This is a genomic window from Amycolatopsis sp. FBCC-B4732, assembly GCF_023008405.1.
Classification (GTDB): Bacteria; Actinomycetota; Actinomycetes; order Mycobacteriales; family Pseudonocardiaceae; genus Amycolatopsis; species Amycolatopsis pretoriensis_A.
Genome location: NZ_CP095376.1, coordinates 8,043,884 through 8,057,968, shown reverse-complemented (window position 1 = coordinate 8,057,968; position 14,085 = coordinate 8,043,884). Strand labels below are relative to the sequence as shown.

Below are 14,085 nucleotides of genomic sequence, written 5' to 3'. Positions count from 1 at the left end.
GGCCCGACTGTTTCCGTTAGCGTCGTGGTCAACTCGGGCTGTCACCTTCAGCACCATGACGCCAGCTCGGATCGTGGTGGTAGGTACCGGTTACGTCGGCTTGACCACGGGGGCCTGCCTGGCCAGTCTGGGGCATTCCGTCACCTGCGTGGACGTCGACCGCGCGAAGGTGTCCCGGCTGAGCGCGGGCCGCGTCGACATCCTCGAACCCGGGCTCGCCGACCTGGTCGCCCGCGGCATCGCCGCCGGGCGGCTCCAGTTCGTCGTCGGCGCGCGGGACGCGGTCCGCGACGCGCAGGCGGTGTTCCTCTGCGTGCCGACGCCGATGGGCGCCGGCGGCTCCGCGGACCTGCGCGCGGTCGAGGCGGTGACCACCGAGATCGGTGACGTCCTGCCCCCCGGGTGCGCGCTGGTCACCAAGTCGACCGTGCCGGTCGGCACGTCGGAGCGGATCCAGGCGATGCTCGGCCGGCCCGACGTGCCGGTGGTGTCGAACCCCGAGTTCCTCCGCGAAGGCACCGCGGTCGCGGACTTCCTCGGCCCGGACCGGATCGTCGTCGGGTCGGCCGACCTCGCCGCCGCGCGCTGGGTCGGCGAGCTGTACGCCGAGCTGGCCGCGCCGGTCGTCGTCGCCGACGCGGCGAGCGCCGAACTGGTCAAGTACGCCGCGAACTGCTACCTCGCGCTGAAGCTGTCCTACGTCAACTCGATCGCCGAGCTGTGCGAGCGCCTGGGCGCGGACATCACCCTGGTCACCGAGGGCATGGGCTACGACCGGCGGATCGGCCGGACGTTCCTCAAACCGGGCCCGGGCTGGGGCGGCTCGTGCCTGCCGAAGGACACCAGCGCGCTGGTCAAGGTGGCCGAGTCGGTGAACTACGACTTCAAGATGCTGACCTCGGCCATCGACGAGAACATCGCCCAGCGCGACCGGATCGTCGCGAAGATCGCCGGCGCGGTCGGCGGCACGCTGGCCGGCGCCCGGATCGGCGTGCTCGGCCTGGCGTTCAAGGCGGGGACCAACGACCTGCGCGACTCGCCCGCGCTCGCCGTGGCGTCGGTGCTGGGCGCGCTCGGCGCGGAGCTGATCGCCTACGACCCGGCGATCGACGGCGGGATCGACGGGGTGACCGTCGTCGACGACGCCTACCAGGTCGCGAAGGACGCGGACGTCGTCGTCGTGCTGACCGAGTGGGCCGAGTTCAAGCACCTCGACTGGGCCGCGATGGCCGAGCTCATGGACGGCATCGACGTCGTCGACACGCGCAACCTGCTCGACCCGCGGGTGCTCGTGGCCGCCGGGCTGGCTTGGCAGGGCGTCGGGCGGCCGCGGGCCGCCGCGCGAATCAAGGTTTCCTGACCGCCCGCTCTTGGCTAGGGTGATCGACACGGCATCGCGTGTCGGTCACCGGCTGGGTGAGGCATGGAGGTGGCGGGAGTGCCCGTGGAGGCATTTCACCGTGTCAGTTTCCGTTGAGTTGAACCATTTGATCGTCCCGTCCCGGAACAACCGGGAATCCGCCGAATTCCTGGCGAACCTGCTCGGCCTCGAAGTCGGGGAGGAATGGGGTCCGTTCGTCCCGGTCGAGACCCGCAACGGGGTCCGTCTGGACTTCGCGAGCATCCCCGAAGAAGATCTTCGCCTGCAGCACTACTGCTTCCTGATCCCGGAGGACGACTTCGACGCCGTCTTCGCGCGGCTCGTCGAGACCGGCGTGACCTACCACGCCGACCCGATGGGGAAGCAGGTCGGCGAAATCAACCACAACCACGGCGGCCGTGGCGTGTACTTCCTCGATCCCGGCGGCAACGGGATGGAGATCATCACGCAGCCGTACGAGCCGGAGCGGAAGCGTCCGTCGGCTTGGTAATTCGTTAGCGTTGCGTACTATCGGGAGCATGTTCACGACGCGGCCGGAGCTGGCCGGCACCTTCGGGATGGTGGCATCGACGCACTGGCTGGCTTCGGCCACCGGGATGGCGGTGCTGGAAGACGGCGGCAACGCGTTCGACGCGGCGGTCGCGGCCGGGTTCGTCCTGCAGGTCGCCGAGCCGCACCTGTGCGGCCCGGCGGGCCAGGTGCCCGGCCTCTTCGTGACAGCGGACGACCCGACCCCGCGGGCGCTGGCCGGCCAAGGCCCGTCGCCCGCGGGGGCCACGCCCGAGCATTTCGCGTCGCTCGGACTGGACCTGATCCCGGGCAGCGGCCTGCTCCCGGCGACCGTCCCGGGCGCCTGGGACGGCTGGCTCCTGCTCCTTCGCGACTACGGCACGAAGCCGCTTCGCGCGGTGCTGTCGTACGCGATCGGCTACGCCCGCAACGGCGTCCCGCTGGTTTCGCGGGTCACCGACACGATCGGCGCGGTGTCCCGCCTGTTCACCGAGCACTGGCCGACGTCGGCGGAGCTGTGGCTGCGGGACGGCAAGCCGGCCGCGGGCCTGCACCGGAACCCGGCACTGGCGGACACCTGGGAGCGGCTGCTGCGGGAAGCGGAAGCTGTCTCGGGCCGCGAAGCGCAGATCGACGCGGGACGCCGTGCCTGGTCGCAGGGTTTCGTCGCCGAAGCGATCGACGCGTTCAGCCGCCGAGCATTCCGCGACGACTCCGGCCGCGACCACGCGGGCCTGCTGACCGGCGACGACCTGGCATCGTGGTCGGCGACGTACGAGGACCCGGCGTTCGTGGACATCGGCGACCGGCGCCTGGTCAAGATGGGCGGCTGGACACAGGGTCCGGCGCTGCTCCAGCAGGCGCTGCTGCTGCACGGCTTCCGCGACGAGCTGTCCTTTGTGGACGGAGTCGCGTCGGAGCGCACGGTCCACCTGGCGACCGAAGCCGCGAAGCTGGCCTTCGCCGACCGCGAGGCGTGGTACGGCGACACGGACGTCCCCCTCGACGTGCTGCTTTCGGCGTCGTACACCGATGCCCGGCGCGCGTTGATCACCGACACGGCGTCCGCCTCGCTTCGCCCGGGAGACGCCCGCGGCCCGGCCCGGCTCCCGGCGATCCTCGACTCGCTGCGGGGTGTGCAGTCCGAAGGCGGCGCGACGGGCGAGCCGACGGTCGGTCCCCAGGGCCGGACCCGCGGCGACACGGTCCACCTCGACGTCGTCGACGCGGCGGGCAACCTGGTCTCGCTGACCCCGTCGGGCGGCTGGCTGCAGTCGAGCCCGGCGATCCCGTCACTGGGCTTCTGCCTGGACTCCCGCGGCCAGATGTTCTGGCTGGAACAGGGCTTGCCGAACTCGCTGGCCCCGCGCAAACGCCCCCGCATCACGCTTTCGCCGTCCCTGGCCCTCCGCGACGGCGTCCCGACCCTGGCCTTCGGCACCCCGGGCGGCGACCAGCAGGACCAGTGGCAGCTGTGTTTCTGGCTGGCCCACGTCTACGGCGGCCTGAACCTCCAGGAGTCGATCGACGCACCGGCCTGGCACACGACGGCGTTCCCGAGCTCGTTCTACCCCCGCTCCTGGAACCCCCGCGAGCTGGTGGTGGAGTCCCGCCTGGGCGCGTCCACTTTGGACGGATTGCGCGACCGCGGCCACGAGGTGCTGGACGCGGGCGCCTGGGCCCTCGGCCGCCTCTCGGCGGTCTCCCGCACCGACGGCCTCCTCCGCGCGGCGGCCAACGCCCGCGGCATGCAGGGCTACGCGGCAGGCCGGTAGGTGGTCACGACCCGGCACCGCTCAAAGGGTGAGCGAGGCCCAGCCCCCGCCTTCCGCGAGCAGCGTGCGGACTCCTTCGGCGTGGTCGGCGAACCCGGCGAGGTCGCTGTGCAGGAGCGCCACCCGCTCGCCGTCCAACGGCGTGGTGTCGCCCTGCCACAGCTCGCAGATCCAGCTCGCGGCCAGGTGCATCGACCGCACGAACCCGGCCACTTCGGTCCCGCCGGCCGTCGCGATGATCTCGGCGCAAGCCTGCACCAGCTCCCGCAAGCCACGCACGGCTTCGTCCGGGCTGCCGTCCCAGCCAGGGCGGGGCCACGCCGACGAGCCGAGTTCGAGCCACAACCGCCAGCCGGCGGTCAGCTCTTCGTGGTCACGCGGCACCCATTGCCCGGCCATGCCTTCGAGTGTGCGCCCGCAGGCACGGCCCGGCGGATGGGATTGCTCACTTCCCGGGCTTCTCCCACAGCCAGAACTCGATGCCCTGGTTGTCGGTGCAGTCCGCCGTCGTCCCGTACGGGTGGTTCTCCACCTCGCCCGCCTGACCGCCGCTCTCGCGCACCCGTGTGAGAGCCGCCGCGAGGTCGTCCACCGCGTACATCAGCTTCCACCCCACCTGCCGGTCGCCGGCCCACAACCCGCCCTCGAGGCCCGGCCCCGAGAAGCCCCAAGCGTCCGAGACCGAGCCCGGCGTGAACTGCCAGCCCAGCACCGCGCCGTAGAACGACTTCGCGGGCTCGGCTTCCGGCACCTGGAACGTGAAGTACATGGCCGCGCCCGGGGAAGGCGCGGGAGAAGAGACGGTCGCCTGCGAGACCAGCCAGCGCTGGCCGAACGGGTCTCGGAACGAGCCGCCCCGCCCGTACGGCGAGTCGCTCACCGCGCGGATCAGCGTCGCCCCGCGCTCCAGCGCCCGCGCCACCGAAACGTCCGGGTCCGGCACCTCGACCCGCACCGACGCGCCCCCCTCCCGCGGCGCGACGTGCCCGATCTCGGGGTACTCCTCGGCCAGCATCAGCACGGCGTCGCCGATGGCCAGTTCGGCGTGGCCGACCCGGCCGTCGTCCATCAGGATCGGCTCGCCGCGGCGGACCGCGCCGAACACCTCGACGTAGAAGTCGAGGGCGGCGCGCGCGTCGGAAACGGCCAGGTACGGCGTGAGTGAGCGCAGTGCGGCGGTGGCGGCCGGCGCTTCGGAAGTGGTGGTCACATCGGCTCCGTTCAAGATCGAGCGGCGCAGGTTGTCGCGCAGCTCGGCGGCGAAGTCCGGGTCGGGTTCGACCCGTGCGGAGGGACGGCGGAGCGCGTCGAACGGCTCAGGCATCGCGACCCTCCTTCTCTTCGTAGGCACGCCGGAACGCGGCGCGGGCGCGCACGAGCAACGCCTCGGTGGCGTGCACGCTCCGGCCCAGGTGGCCGGCGACCTCGGGCACCCCGAGGCCGTCGACGTACCGGAGGGTCAGCGCGGCCCGGTGGTGCGGGCCGAGCGAGTCGAGCACCTGTCTCGCGCGCAGGGCGTCGAGCTGCTCGTCCCACGGGTCTTCGACGGCCGGCTCGCTGTCGTGCACGAGCCGCAAGCCGCGTTCCTCGCGTTCCCGGCGCCGCCAGTGGTCGGCGAGCTTGTGCCGGGCGACGCCGATCAGCCACCCGGTGCTCACTGGCGGTGCGTACTCCTTGCGACAGGCGGCGACCGCCCCGAGGAACGTCTCGGACGTCAGTTCCTCGGCGAGCGTGCGGTCGCCGCAGCGGGACAGCAGGTACCCGTAGACCTCCGGCAGCGCGGTCTCGTAGAGGCCGAGCAGCGCGAAGGCCGGGTCCGGTCGTACCCGAGGTTCCGTCACACCCCCATAGTCGTCCGGCGGGCCGCTTTTCCGACGGGTGAATCCGGGATTTCTACGCGCGCGGGTCCGGCAGCCGCCGCCCGGTGATCGCGACGATCGCCGCCAGCACCGCGATCAGGCCGATGACCAGCGCGAACGCATCACGGCTGCCCAGCGAGCCCGCGAGGGCCGCGTACAAACTGCCCAGCGTCGCCACCCCCAGCGCCAGCGACGTCTGCTGGTTCGTCGTCATCACGCCGCTGCCCACGCCGGCCAGGTCGGTCGGCACGTGCGACAGGACGATCCGGAACAACGTCGTCATGGCGAGAGCGTTGCCGACCCCGATCGCCACCATCGACGGCGCCAGGTCGAGCACGGTCAGGTGCGGCCACTGCGCCAGCGTCGTGCACAGCAGCGTCACCATGCCGACCGCGGTGATCGCGCCGCCGATCGGGACGACCCGCGGCCCGTAGCGGGCGACCAGCCGGCTGCTCAGCATCGACACCGTGAAGTACGCGACCGCCAGCGGCGTCAGCGCGAGACCCGCGCCCAGCGGGCCGAAGTGCAGGCCTTCCTGCAGCGTCATCGCGTAGACGAACATGAACGAGCCGAACGCGCCGAAGAACGGAATCGCCACCATCAGCCCGCGCCGGACGCTCGGCAGGCGCAGCACCGACGGCGGGAGCAGCGGGGTGCCGCCGGTGCGCTCCAGGCGTCGTTCCACGTGCACCAGCGCGGCGGCCGAGAACGGGAACAGGGCCAGCAGCACGATCGTCCACACCGGCCAGCCCAGCGCCCGGCCTTCCATCAGCGGGACCAGCAACGACAGCAGCGTCGTGGCCAGCAGCAGCGTGCCGGCCCGGTCGACGCCCAGCGGGTTGTGCGCGCGGCTCTCCGGCAGGCGGCGGGCCAGCACCAGCACCAGCAGGCCGATGGGCACGTTCACCAGGAAGATCGGCCGCCAGCCGGTGCCGAAGAGGTCCGCGGCCACCAGGCCGCCGCCGAGCAGCTGGCCGACGACTGTCGAGAGACCGCCGGTGGCGCCGTACAGACCCAGCGCACGCGAACGCTCTTCGCCGGACGTCGTCGCCTGGATGATCGAGAGCACCTGCGGCAGCAGCAACGCCGACGCCGCCCCCTGCGCGGCGCGGGCGATCACCAGCGTGGTCGCCGTCGGGGCGATCCCGCAGGCCAGGGACGTCAGGGTGAACAGCCAGAGGCCCCAGAAGAACAGCCGCCGCCTGCCGAACGAGTCGCCGAGGCGCCCGCCGACCACCAGCAGCACCGCGTACGCGATGCCGTAGGCGGCGACCACCAGTTCCAGGGTCGCGGTGGACGCGTGCAGGTCGGCATCGATCGTCGGCAGCGCGACGTTGACGATGAAGAAGTCGATGATCGGCAGTGCCGCCCCCAGCAGCACCGTGACCAGGCCGGCGGGGGTCAACCCAGGCCGGGCGGGAGCGCCGGTGGTACTCGGCGCGAGTTCAGTCGTGGTCATGGGTACTACGATCGGCCTCGATTTAAACTGGTACCAGTTGTTGTTTATCCGGGTACCGCCACTACCTGGTACCAGTTTCGAAGGCGTGTCATCCTGGCACCATGACCACCGCTGTCGAATCCGAACTGCGCCGCCAGGAGCTGGCGAGGTTCCTGCGCAGCCGGCGCGAGCGCATCACGCCCGAACAGGTCGGCCTCCCGCTCCTGGGCCGCCGCCGGACGCCGGGGCTGCGCCGCGAAGAGGTCGCGCAGCTCGCCGGCGTCGGGGTCACCTGGTACACGTGGCTGGAGCAGGGCCGCGACATCAACGCGTCCGAGCAGGTGCTGCAGGCGATCGCCCGCACGCTGCGGCTCGACCCGCACGAGCACACCCACCTCTTCCGCCTGGCCGGCGCGCCCGAGCCGGAGAGCGAGAAGGACTGCCAGGTCCTCTCGCCGCAGCTGGAGCTGATGCTGAAGAAGCTCGAGCCGTACCCGGTCGCGGTGCGCAACGCCCGCTGCGACCTCCTCGGCTACAACCGCGGCTACACCTGGCTGATGGGCGACGTCGACGCGATCCCGTTCGAAGACCGCAACACGCTCGTCCAGTGCCTGCTCAACCCGCAGTGGCGCGAGCGGATGCTCGACTGGGACACGAACATCCCGCGCGTGATCGCATCGTTCCGCGCGGCGATGGCCGAGCACGTCGCCGAGCCCGCGTGGAAGAACCTGGTCAAGCGGCTCAAGGCGGAGTCGCCGCTGTTCGCCGAGCTCTGGCCGCACCACGACGTCAACTCGGAGCCGATCCGCACCAAGCGCTACCTGCACCCGGACGTCGGCCTGTTGCGGTTCAACTTCACGTACCTCTACTTCGGCCGCCGCTCGGAGATCACGGTGTCGACCTACACCCCGGCCGACGAGGAAACCGCGGCCAAGCTGCCGCTCATGCTCGGCTGACTACGGCGTACGGCGTACGCCCGGAGTCGCTCCGGGACGGACGCGCCGCGGCCGCGCGACCGGTAGTTTTCGCGGCATGAGATGGCCGTCGTGGGTGGGGCGCGTGGTGCGCACCGTCGTCGTCACCGGGTTCGTGCTCGGGGCGACGAGCGGTGCGTCGCGCTGGCAGCCCGGCGCGCCGCCGATGACCCCGGTCGCGGCCGCGTGGCTCGCCGCCACCGGCCTGACGCTGCTGCTCGTGCACCGCTTCCCGCTGACGATCTTCCTGGTCACCACGGCGTCGGCGTTCGGCTACTACGCCTCGGGGCTACCCGGCGGGCCGGTCATCCTCGTCCCGACGATCGCGCTCTTCCTGCTCACCCGGCAGCGCGGGCCGCTGACCGCCGGGATCACCGGGTCCGCCGCGCTGACCGTGCTCTACCTGGTCCACATCGTGACGTCGGGGTCGTTCGCGCTGGCGTTCGGCGCCGGGTTCCTCGTCGTCTGGCTGGTCGCGGTGATCGGCGTCGGCACCGCCGTGCGGTACCAGTTCGACGCGCTCGCCGCCCGCCGCGCGCAGGCCGACGAGCACCGCCACCGGCTCGCCGAGCAGGAGCGGCTGCGCATCGCCCGCGAGGTCCACGACGTCGTCGCGCACAGCCTCGCCATGATCAACGTCCAGGCGGGCGTCGCCGCGCACGTCGCCGACCGGCGGCCCGAGCAGGCGAAGGAGGCGCTGCTGAACATCAAGGCCGCCAGCGCGTCCGCGCTCAAGGACCTGCGCGCCACCCTGGCCGTGCTGCGCTCCGGCGAGGACAAGGCGCCCGCGCCGAGCCTCGCCCAGGCCGGCGAACTGCTCGAACACGCCCGCGACGCCGGGCTGGCGGTCGAGGTCCACGGCGAGCCCGGCGACCTCCCGGCGCCGGTGGACGCGGCCGCGTACCGGATCCTCCAGGAGTCGCTGACCAACGTCGTCCGGCACGCCGACCGGCCGGAACGCGTGGCCGTCCGGTTCGAACGGCAGCCGGGGACCTTCACGCTGGGGGTGCGCGACGACGGTCGCGGCATCGCCCGGCCGACGCCGGGCCACGGCCTGCGGGGGATGAGCGAACGCGCCGCCGCGCTCGGTGGCCGGTGCACCGCCGGGCCGGTCGACGGCGGTTTCGAAGTGTGCGCCGAGCTGCCGATCGAGGGGGAAGCATGATCCGCGTCCTGCTGGCCGACGACCAGGTCCTGGTCCGCGCCGGGTTCCGCGTGCTGCTGGAGACCGAGGACGGCTTCGAGGTGTGCGGCGAGGCGGGCGACGGTGAGCAGGCGGTGGCCGGCGCGCTCGAGCACAAGCCGGACATCGTCGTGATGGACGTCCGGATGCCCGGCGTCGACGGCCTCGAAGCGACCCGCCGGATCACCGCGAACCCCGAGCTCGCCGGGACGAAGGTGCTGGTCCTGACCACGTTCGACGTCGACGAGTACGTCTACGAAGCCCTGCGCGCGGGCGCGAGCGGGTTCCTGCTGAAGGACACCGAGCCGGTCGAGCTGCTGCGCGCGCTGCGGGTCGTCGTGAGCGGGGAGGCGCTGCTGGCGCCGACCGTCACGCGCCGGCTGATCCAGGAGTTCGTCGGCCGCCCGGAGAACCGGCGCATCGACACCAGCGCCGTCCGCGAGATCACCGACCGCGAGCGCGAGGTCCTCGCACTCGTCGCGGGCGGCATGTCGAACGACGAAATCGCCGCCCACCTGGTGATCTCGACGGCCACGGCGCGCACCCACGTCAGCCGCATCATGACGAAGATCGGCGCGCGCGACCGGGCCCAGCTGGTGGTGCTGGCCTACGAATCCGGGCTGGTCAGCCCGCGTCGGCCCGCCTGACCGCCCGTACGGTCCGCACCAGGAACACCACGGCGAGGACCGCGACCAAGCAGATCCAGATCATGCGGCGCCTCCTCTCCCGGCCGACTCTCTGCTCAAGAGGCGTCCGGGAGGGGGACGGCGTTCACCGACACGGCCGAACTCACCCGTTCGGGTCAGTTGTTGGTGCGCTCCGTCGGCGGCGCCTTCTGGACCTGCGCGGTCAGCAGCGTCTTGAACGAGCTGAGCGTCGCGTCCTTGGACGGGCCGAACGAGTCGATGATGATCACGCGGTTGTAGAGCACGTAGACCGCGCGGTAGACCTGCTGGTTCGTGTCCGCCGCCGAGTACACCTGGACGCCGTGCAGCGACAGGTTGCGGTTGACGGTCAGGCCGCCTTCCTGCTCCGCGTTGCCGTACTCGGCCGCCACCGCGGAGGCGGCCTGCGCGTTCGGCAGCTCCAGCGCGAACAGGCCCAGCGTGACGTCGCCGTCCTTGGTCGTCTTGAGCAGGCCTTCGGTCATGCCGCTCTGCTTGAGCTTCTCGATGACCGTCGTCGGCAGGTACTTAGCCGACTGCAGCTTGTCGAGGTCGAACTCGCCACCGCCGGCGCGGGTCGTGCCCGCCGGGGTGACCAGCGAGGCGGAGTTGTCGGCCGGCTCCGGCTTGGCCGCGGGCGGCTCCGGGAGCGGCTTGACGGTCGGCGCGGGCGGCGGCTGCTGCTGGCTCGAGCTCTGCGCGACCGGCGGGTTCTGGCCGCCGCCGTCCTTGATGAACAGCGCCCAGACGCCGAAGCCGAGCCCGGCCACCACGAGCACCGCGACGACGGCGAACGCGATCTTCTTGCCCTTGCCGGACGACGGCTGGGTCTGGAAGCTCTCCGGGCCCTGGCTGATCCAGTCGGCGTTGGTGGACGGCGCCAGCGGCGGGAACTCCGAACCGCCCCACGGCGGGCTGACGTCCTGCTGCTGCGCGCCCCACGGGTTCTGCTGCTGCATCGGCTGGGCGAACCCGCCGGCGGGGGAGGGCTGGCCGTACTGCGGGGGCGGCTGCTGCTGCGGGAACCCGCCCGAGGGCGAGTGCGGGTGCTGCTGTTGCTGCCACTGCGGGACGACCTGGGTCCGCTCGCCACCGCCGGCGTCGGCCGCGGAGACGACCTGCGTCGCTTCGGCGGAGTTCTCCTGCGACTGCGGCTGGGGCGGGGACACCGGCGGGATGATCTGGGTCTCGGCGGCGTTGCCGGCCGGTTGCGCCTGCGCGGGCTGGACGGGCTGCGCGGAGGCCGCCGACTGGCTCTCGCCGGTCGACACGGCCATGGACAGGACCCGGTCCCGCCGCGCCCGGTATTCGTCGGCCGTCAGGTTGCCCGCCGCGAGCTCCTCGTCAAGCCTGCGCAGCTCTTCCTGCCAGGTCACCCCGGTACCCCCTTGGGTATGTCGCCTGCGAGTGCGAACTGAGGGTTCGCACGGAGTCATTGTGCACGGGTGTGCTCACCTGTTCGTCGCCCACCACCCCGTCGTTACCTCGGCGTGGCGGAGGTCAGCGCGGGTGCGCCGCGAGCACCTGCCCGAGCAGGTCGATCGTCTGGTCGCGCAGCAGCGCCGACGACCCGCCGATGACGCTCCGCTCGACCAGTTCGAAGGTCACGATGTCGCGGTCGGCGAACAGGCCCGTCATCTCCTGCGCCGTGCTCTGCGCCACCGTCTCGGCGTGCACGATGGTGACGTCCTGGCAGGTCGCGGCCAGGAACGGGCTGGCGAACTGGGTGAACGAGTCGGCGACCACCGCCGTGTTCGGAGCTATCGAACCCTTCGGCTTGGCGCCGTCCGGCTGGCTCAGGTGCAGCGGGGTCTTGAAGTCGCTGGCGATGTAGCGGGTCCGGTCGGCGCCGCCGTCGGTGGACAGGCTGTACGTCGTCAGCGAGCGCTGTTCGTTCTTGCCGAGCACCCGGGCCAGGTCGGCGGGCCACGGCCGCACACCGGTCGGCGCCGCCTGCCAGTTCGCCGTGCTGCCGGGCTGGAGGGCCGAGCCCAGCGCGTACGTCATCACCAGGCCGCCGTCGAACGACCAGTGCGTGTCGTTGCGGTCGTACAGCGAGTGCCCGACGCGCTTTTCGGCGTCGGCGAGCGCCGGCCGCAGGTCGATCGCGCCGGCCTCGCGCGGCACGCGGTTCCAGAACTCGGCGGTCCGCGCCTGCGCGCACGGCTTGCCGACGTAGGTGTCGGGCAGGTGCGACGGCTCTTCGCTGTACTTGTCCGGCGCGATGACCAGCTCGAACTTCCGCCCGGACCGCTCGACCACGCCCCGCAGCTTCCGCAGGGCCGCGACGACGTGGTCGGTGTCCATCACCGGCCGGCACCGCGCGTTGACGTCCTCGCCGAGGTAGAGCCAGCCGTCCTTGCCCGGGAGCACGGTCGGGTAGACGTACCCCGGGACGTCGCCGGTGTTCGGCTGCCCCTGGTCGACGCCGACGGTGCCGCCGTCGTGGCTGGTGCCCTGGCCGGACCCGGGCGGGTCGCCGAAGACGCCGGTGCCGATCGCGTCGGCGGCCTGCACCCCGGCCTGCCGCAGGGGCAGGTGGTCGGTCGCCCAGCCGGACAGGCCGGTGAAGAACCCGAAGCCGTCGGACAGGCTCGGGAAGTCGCGCAGCGGCCGGTTCTCGAACGCGGACGGCCGCACGCCGACCGCGGACAGGAACAGCGGCGTGACGAAGAAGAAGGCCGCGCAGGCCAGTGCGGTGCGCTGGCGCTTGCTGTGCCGGGGCCGGTAGAGGTTGTGCTCCTTGGGGAGGAACGACTCCGGGGTCCTCGGCAGCGCCGGCTGGGTGGGCAACTGCGACGGAGGACGGGACGACACGGCCGTATCCTAGCGCCGGGCCGGTACCGGGCGGTTCCGGAATCGGTGATCTCGGAGGGACGTGCGATGAACGGTGGCCGAGGGCCGGGCTACGAGGCGCGGCTGGCCAGGGAACGCGAGACCTTCGCCGGTCAGGAGGAGATCCACGGCAACCTGCCGCCGTCGGCGCACCGGTGGTCCAACCGGCACGTGCGCCCGAAGCTCGAAGCGCTCGGCGTACCGGGCCTCGACGAGCTGATCGTCGGGCAGATCGCCGAGCGCGCGCGGCAGCTCTCGCGGGACGCGGTCGTGCTGTCGCTGGGCAGCGGCAACGGCGACCAGGAGCTCGGCTGGCTGCGCGGCCTCGCCGCCGAAGGCCTGGACAACGTCCGGCTGCGGCTGCTGGAGCTGAACCCCGAGATGCAGGCGCGGGCCGAGGCCTCGGCCCGCGAGCAGGGCGTGGCCGACCGCGTCGAGCTGATCACCGCCGACTTCAACACCTGGCGCGCCGACGCCGAGCACGACGTCGTCGTCGGGTTCCAGGCGCTGCACCACGTGCTGGACCTCGAACACCTCTACGGCCAGATCAAGCACAGCCTGACCGCGGACGGCGTCCTCGTCGTGCACGACATGATCGGCCGCAACGGGCACCGCCGGTGGCCCGAAGCGCACGAGGTCGTCGACCGGATCTGGGCGACCCTGCCGCCCGAACTGCGCCACAACTCGCTGACCGGGCGGACCGACGAGCGGTTCGAAGACGTCGACTGCGCCGCCGACGGGTTCGAGGGCATCCGCGCCCAGGACGTCCTGCCGGTGCTGCTGGACCACCTGCACCCGAGCCTGTTCCTGCCCTACGGCAACGTGATCGACCCGTTCGTCGACCGGATCTACGGCCACAACTTCGCCATGGACAACCCCGCGCACGTGGCCCTGATCGACGAGATCGGCGTGCTCGACGACAGCCTGCTCGACCTCGGGCTCGTCACCGGCACGCGGCTGACCGCGCTGTTCCACCCGACGCCGCAGCCGTTGCGCGTGCACGGCAACCGGACGCCGGAGCGGTCGGTGCGCGACACCCGCGTGGTCGACCCGGCGGGCCGCGTCTCGTTCCGGCCCGGCGGCACCAACGGCGAACGGCTGGTGAGCGGCGCGGGCGTCGTGACCGGGCGGATGAACGGCGTCGCCCACGACGACTGGGCGGCGCCGTCGATCGAGTTCCCGGTGCTGACCACGGCCGGGGTCGAGGCGCTCGAGCTCAAGACGTACCTCCCGGACGACGCCACCGAGCACGGCAGCGTCACGGTGTCCGTGGACGGCGTCCCGATCGCCAAGGCCGACGTCGGCGCGGGGCTGACCGAGCAGGTGCTGCCGGTCCGGCTCGACGCCCACCGGCAGGTGCGGCTCTCGCTCGAGGCGGACTGGTCGATCACGGCCGGGCTGGGCTCGGACCGCCGCACACTGGCGTACGTCCTGGTCGGACTGAGCCTCCGCTAATCTGCCCGCC

13 protein-coding genes are annotated in these 14,085 nt (G+C 72.1%); 7 read left to right on the top strand and 6 right to left on the bottom strand.

From position 1 onward, the window contains the following. Positions 1–55 precede the first annotated feature (55 nt). The 3 genes from MUY14_RS36135 (at position 56) to MUY14_RS36125 (ending at position 3,666) form a co-directional block, all read left to right on the top strand. Positions 56–1,360: a UDP-glucose/GDP-mannose dehydrogenase family protein gene (locus MUY14_RS36135; RefSeq protein WP_247016062.1), complete on the top strand. Its 1,305-nt coding sequence runs from the start codon at positions 56–58 to the stop codon at positions 1,358–1,360. Between the two features lie 118 nt (positions 1,361–1,478). Next, positions 1,479–1,871 carry a VOC family protein gene (locus MUY14_RS36130; RefSeq protein ID WP_315863237.1) on the top strand — a complete coding sequence of 131 codons (393 nt, stop codon included), beginning with the start codon at positions 1,479–1,481 and terminating at the stop codon, positions 1,869–1,871. A 28-nt stretch (positions 1,872–1,899) separates the two neighbouring features. Next, entirely contained in the window at positions 1,900–3,666 is a 1,767-nt protein-coding gene (locus tag MUY14_RS36125; protein WP_247016060.1) for a gamma-glutamyltransferase family protein, read from the top strand. 21 nt (positions 3,667–3,687) lie between these two features. On the opposite strand, the gene MUY14_RS36120 is transcribed toward MUY14_RS36125, so the two are convergent. From MUY14_RS36120 to MUY14_RS36105, 4 genes are read right to left on the bottom strand one after another with little or no spacing between them, the layout of a single operon-like run. After that, a complete protein-coding gene (locus MUY14_RS36120) occupies positions 3,688–4,065 on the bottom strand; it encodes a hypothetical protein (protein ID WP_247016058.1) in 378 nt (125 codons plus the stop codon). 46 nt (positions 4,066–4,111) lie between these two features. Beyond that, entirely contained in the window at positions 4,112–4,990 is an 879-nt protein-coding gene (locus MUY14_RS36115; RefSeq protein WP_247016056.1) for a VOC family protein, read from the bottom strand. After that, a complete protein-coding gene (locus tag MUY14_RS36110) occupies positions 4,983–5,507 on the bottom strand; it encodes an RNA polymerase sigma factor (RefSeq protein ID WP_247016054.1) in 525 nt (174 codons plus the stop codon). The genes MUY14_RS36115 and MUY14_RS36110 overlap by 8 nt, the downstream gene beginning before the upstream one ends. Positions 5,508–5,559: 52 nt before the next feature. Further along, a complete protein-coding gene (locus MUY14_RS36105; protein WP_247016052.1) occupies positions 5,560–6,984 on the bottom strand; it encodes an MFS transporter in 1,425 nt (474 codons plus the stop codon). 101 nt (positions 6,985–7,085) lie between these two features. Here MUY14_RS36105 and MUY14_RS36100 point away from each other — a divergent pair, with 101 nt between their 5' ends. The 3 genes from MUY14_RS36100 (at position 7,086) to MUY14_RS36090 (ending at position 9,767) form a co-directional block, all read left to right on the top strand. Further along, positions 7,086–7,919, top strand: coding sequence for a helix-turn-helix transcriptional regulator (locus tag MUY14_RS36100; RefSeq protein WP_247016050.1), 834 nt, complete (start codon positions 7,086–7,088; stop codon positions 7,917–7,919). Between the two features lie 76 nt (positions 7,920–7,995). Then, complete coding sequence (locus MUY14_RS36095) at positions 7,996–9,102, top strand: sensor histidine kinase (protein ID WP_247016048.1); 1,107 nt, start codon at positions 7,996–7,998, stop codon at positions 9,100–9,102. Continuing rightward, a complete protein-coding gene (locus tag MUY14_RS36090; RefSeq protein WP_247016046.1) occupies positions 9,099–9,767 on the top strand; it encodes a response regulator transcription factor in 669 nt (222 codons plus the stop codon). The genes MUY14_RS36095 and MUY14_RS36090 overlap by 4 nt, the downstream gene beginning before the upstream one ends. Positions 9,768–9,922: 155 nt before the next feature. On the opposite strand, the gene MUY14_RS36085 is transcribed toward MUY14_RS36090, so the two are convergent. Further along, positions 9,923–11,161, bottom strand: coding sequence for a DUF1707 domain-containing protein (locus MUY14_RS36085; RefSeq protein ID WP_247016044.1), 1,239 nt, complete (start codon positions 11,159–11,161; stop codon positions 9,923–9,925). Between the two features lie 124 nt (positions 11,162–11,285). Next, complete coding sequence (locus MUY14_RS36080) at positions 11,286–12,578, bottom strand: alginate O-acetyltransferase AlgX-related protein (protein WP_247025423.1); 1,293 nt, start codon at positions 12,576–12,578, stop codon at positions 11,286–11,288. Between the two features lie 90 nt (positions 12,579–12,668). Between MUY14_RS36080 and MUY14_RS36075 the strand changes: the two genes are divergently transcribed. Next, positions 12,669–14,075 (top strand): cyclopropane-fatty-acyl-phospholipid synthase family protein, encoded by a 1,407-nt coding sequence (locus tag MUY14_RS36075; RefSeq protein WP_247016042.1) that lies wholly within the window; start codon positions 12,669–12,671, stop codon positions 14,073–14,075. Positions 14,076–14,085: the final 10 nt, after the last annotated feature.